The organism is Pararhizobium sp. PWRC1-1, assembly GCF_049897905.1.
In the GTDB taxonomy this organism is placed as follows: Bacteria; Pseudomonadota; Alphaproteobacteria; order Rhizobiales; family Rhizobiaceae; genus Pararhizobium.
In genome coordinates, this window is sequence record NZ_JAFCXE010000057.1 from 1 (window position 1) to 4,258 (window position 4,258).

Here is a 4,258-nt window from a genome sequence, read left to right on the forward strand (position 1 = left end):
TCCATTCGAGCCATGCAACCTCTTCGATCTGGCATTAATGTCAGCACTAATGCTGGTTCTAATGCCAGAACATCGCCCGATTTGCCCGATCAGCAAAATCCGCTAGCCGGACGCTCACGATCTTCTCGCCCGCATGCGCGAGACCCGGTCCCTCTGCGACGAGCATGGCGACGTCGCCAGCACCAGCCTTCTGGAAAACTGGATTGACGAATCCGTGCAGCGCGTCTGGTTCCTGTTCGAGACCAGCCGCAAGGGCAATTCCTGATCTAAAACCGGATGACGGGTTCTCCCCCGTCATCTCGCCCTGCGGCAAGAATGGCCGATGCGATCAGTGGCCCGGCGCGATCACAGCAGCAACAGCTTTTTCACCAGCGACAAGACTTCCTTGAAGGGTACTTTCGTCGCGGCCAGAACTGCGAAGGGCAGCAGCGCGGCGGCCGAAACGGGCAGCAATGCGGACCGGGTAAGCAGCAAGGCCGATAGCTTCTTCGTCGCGTCATATTGCTTGGCGGGATCGGCTATATCTTGAACCTCTTCCGCCTCCGAAGCGCTGTTTGCGGCAATATTGCTGCCGATCACCTTGCGCTCGGTCAGACGCTGAAACAGCGTCGCCTGTGCAGTCAGTTTGGCCATGGAGGCCTTCTTCAGTTCGGTTAGCGGTTTGGAAAAGGCCCCGAGAGGATAGGCAAAAAGCCCGAGCACGATCAGCAGCCAGCCGCCCATCAGTATACCGATATGGCTCAACGGCGGCGTCGCCTCGTGGACATTCCTGGCAACGGCAGTCGCCACAGCGCAGCTGATGCCGAAAACGAAGATGATGCAGGCATTTGGATAATCGGCAAGAAAGCCGATCCCGCCCTTGCCGTCCGGATGCGTCGAAACCAGCCGAAGCTCCAACCGGGCGATCTTTCGCAGCAGAAGCGACCAGACGAAATGCCGCCACAGACCCCTCAGCACTAAAAACCAGAACAGCGGCACACTGACGATCAACGTCCACCACCCCGCCAGGGTGATGGAGTTACCGGCAGGAGACGAAACAACAGCCCAGGATGACCTGTCGACGGTATACTGATGGCGGATGGCGATCAGCCCTGCGAAAATACCGAGGGCAAGACAGACAATTTCCGCGATGCGGGAGTTTCGCTGCCTCAATGCCTGATTGACAGCGCGTGCGGCAGCGGCAAAGGACGTTGGTGCAATCACCGGCGCCGATGCCGCCTGCCGCAGCTTGTCGCGCAGCAGCTGCTCGATCTGCTGTTCCGATAAAACGAACGCACCGATGGCAATGAAGAACTTACCCCAGGCACCGAGGTCTGCCAGATAGGTCAGCCCACTGGCGGAATCCAGCGATAGGCTCTGCGGCAGAGAGAGCAGAAATGGAACAAACCAGGCAAGGCCGATAAAGATCAGCGCCCGCTGCCCGGCCTTCAGCGCGTGGTCATGCAGCAGGCGCAGCCTATGCTGGAGTTCATAGAATGGACCGCCATGCGCGGCTAGAAACTCTACAACCCTCTCCGGGGTGCCTGCCCGTCTATCCGTCATGCAATCCTCTCATCGCGCTGGCACTCATGACGGAAACAGTTCAATCCCCGGTCACTTCCCAATTGTCGTTCGGGTTGAATGTCCCGATGCTGGCTGCGATCTTCCCGGTGTCTGTCCCCAAGTCTGCTTGATAGACCGTTCCATTGGCATTGACCTCGAACGTCTGAACACCGGTTTCGCCATACAGGATCGGCCAGGCGATCAGCGCAAACCCGGCGATCATGTTGCCGTTGATGATGTAGTCGAACTTGCCGCCGGCAATGTTCGGACCCTGGCTGGTCAGTATTCGGTAGCGATAGCCGAAATACCCTGCCCCTGCCTTCGCCTTGCTCAGCACCGCATCGTTTTCGAATGCATCGCCCGCCGGGCTATCGCCTGCCCCCAGATCCGCGGACCAGTAGAGCCCGTCAGTCTTGCCATCGGTGCTGATCAGCTTCCGTGCATATTCCAGCACACCGTCACCATCGTGATCGGCAGACGCATAGTCCTTCTGCGCATCGAGATAGGCCCGCATCGTCGCAATCGCCTGCAACTCATTCTCGCCAACACGGCGGTTGATGATCTCCTCGAACCCGGCATAGGTATCGAAAGACCACTTGCCGTCCTTGCCCTTGACGATGGGGAATGGCAAAGGCCAGAGCTTGTCGCCGATATCGAGGATCTTGCGGCCTTCGACATCCTGCACGGCAACCTGCTTCTTCGCGCCGTCGCGAATTTCGGCATAGGTGTCCATCACCCCTTCGCCCGCCCTGGCTTTCGCCGGGTCAAGCCCGAGCAGCGTTGCCAGCTTGTCGAAGTCGTCGGCTGCAAGCGCTGCCTTGAAGGCATCGACCGCCTGTTCCGGCGTATCGAAGACCGGCGGATCGTTTGGAGACGCAAAGCCTGAAATGATGCCCGCCTCAGAGGGCGCGGCGGCAAAAGATACAACCGGAGCAATGGCAAACCCCATAAGTGCCGCGGCAAACACCGAACCCAGGAGCATGTTTTTGACTGACATGGTCATGACTGTCTTCCTTGTTCCTGTGGTCAGCGATGACGGCCGCCGCCGCGATGGATTTCACGATGTCCGCCGCCCCGGTTTCCACCGCGATTGCCGCCACCCATGGCCTGCCTGCCGCGGTTGGACTGTATCTGCGCACGCCGGCCGCTGTCGACGCGCCCCAATGCGGATGGCTTTTTCGGCCGGTTATCGATCCGGGCAGCCGGCTTCGGCCTTGAAACAGGACGGTCGAAATTGGCCTTCTTCTTGATGTTGCCTGCCGGCTTGTTCAGATTGCCACCGTCGGGCTTGCGGTTCTGGATTGCCTGGCCCGGCCTGTTGCCTGCAGCGTTACCAATCTTGCCGCCGCCGGGCCGGTTTGCATTGATTTTGTCCCGGTTGATCCTGTCGGCGTCGATCTTGCTTTTGCGGACATCATTGACGCTGATGTTTCCCGCATTGTTACGAATATTGGCGGTGCGGTCGTTGCCGATCGCATTGGCCTTCGCCCTGATATTGTTGCGGTTATCCGCCTTGAGGCTGTTCTTGAACGACGTGTTGTCGAACTTGCTGAACTGGTTCTTGTCGAATTTGATCTTGCTGCGATCGACATTCTTCCAGTCGATGTCGTTGATGTTGACCCGTCCGTTGATATTGTTGAAGCAGTTGTTGCAGTCGATATCGACATCACCGCGCCAGCGGCCGCCCCAGACACCCCAGTCGTCCCAGTCAACCACGGAAGCCCAGATCGCACCGGTGACGGCCCCGGCGAAGAAGGTCGCCGTCGGGTAATAGTAGTTCGGATAGGGGTCCGGATAGTAGGCGATGGGCGCTGCGGCATAGCCCGGCTCATACAGCATTTCCGGTGCGTATTGCGGCACATAGATCTTTTCCGGGTTGGTAGAGACAATGACGACATTGTCATTCTCCTGGCTCACCTTGATCTTGTCGTCGGTTTTGATGATCCCGTCGGCTACCGCCTTGTCGCGGAGCTGCTGGATGGCGATCAACACATCCTTCTGCTGATAGGACAGCGCCTCGCCGAGTGACTGCGTCCAGTCCAAATCCTCGCTCATCATCTTGACGATATCCGGATAGTTCAGCAGCGAGATGATACTACCGTCCCAGCTTGCCTTCGGCTTGAGCTTGGGGTCCTTCTTGAGATCATCGAGGTAACGCGCCGCCTCGACCACCTGCAGCGGATAGAGCGAGGCAGATGAAACGACCGCGACCAGCTCGTCGGGATAAAGCGCGATGCGGGCGACAAGAACTTCGAGCTCGTCCTCGCTCAAAGGCGCCGGTGTATCGTCCCCGGCCGCCGCCGGATCGGCAGCAGCGGTCTCCTGCGCGCGGGCGGCTGAAACGAGGCTAGGTGTGAAAAAGGCCCCTGCAAGGGTCATCAGGCAAACGCCCGTAGCAAGGAGCAATCCATAAGTTCGCGACATACCGGCAATCCCTTATGTGTTCAAAAACTTGTCCCAGTCGTCACACATTAGCGCCATCTTCTTCAACCGCAAGTGAACTTTCACAAGCGGCCACCAGAGTTTAGTGGCATTTACCGTCAGAAATCCCGATGATGCCGATACGCCACCGGCACCCAGTAACTCGCAAATATGCCTTTGAACGCAGAAAAGCCCGCGAACATCTCTGTTCAGCGGGCTTTTTTGTTGTGGGTATCAATTTGGTTGCGGGGGCAGGATTTGAACCTGCGGCCTTCAGGTTATGAGCCTGACGAGC

The 4,258-nt window shown here is 58.3% G+C and carries 3 protein-coding genes and 1 pseudogene; 1 reads left to right on the plus strand and 3 read right to left on the minus strand.

Features of this window, described 5'->3' with window-relative positions:
- Nucleotides 1-136: 136 nt before the first annotated feature.
- Nucleotides 137-265: pseudogene (locus ACP7E0_RS34740) on the plus strand (DNA starvation/stationary phase protection protein); the annotation flags it as partial.
- 80 nt (nt 266-345) lie between these two features.
- Here ACP7E0_RS34740 and ACP7E0_RS34745 read toward each other — a convergent pair.
- From ACP7E0_RS34745 to ACP7E0_RS34755, 3 genes are read right to left on the minus strand one after another with little or no spacing between them, the layout of a single operon-like run.
- Complete coding sequence (locus ACP7E0_RS34745) at nt 346-1,542, minus strand: hypothetical protein (RefSeq protein WP_426131892.1); 1,197 nt, start codon at nt 1,540-1,542, stop codon at nt 346-348.
- A gap of 40 nt (nt 1,543-1,582) precedes the next feature.
- Nucleotides 1,583-2,545, minus strand: a complete 963-nt coding sequence (locus ACP7E0_RS34750) for a DUF2950 domain-containing protein (protein WP_426131894.1) — start codon at nt 2,543-2,545, stop codon at nt 1,583-1,585.
- Nucleotides 2,546-2,568: 23 nt separating this feature from the next.
- Nucleotides 2,569-3,966 (minus strand): DUF3300 domain-containing protein, encoded by a 1,398-nt coding sequence (locus ACP7E0_RS34755; RefSeq protein WP_426131895.1) that lies wholly within the window; start codon nt 3,964-3,966, stop codon nt 2,569-2,571.
- Between the last annotated feature and the right edge of the window lie 292 nt (nt 3,967-4,258).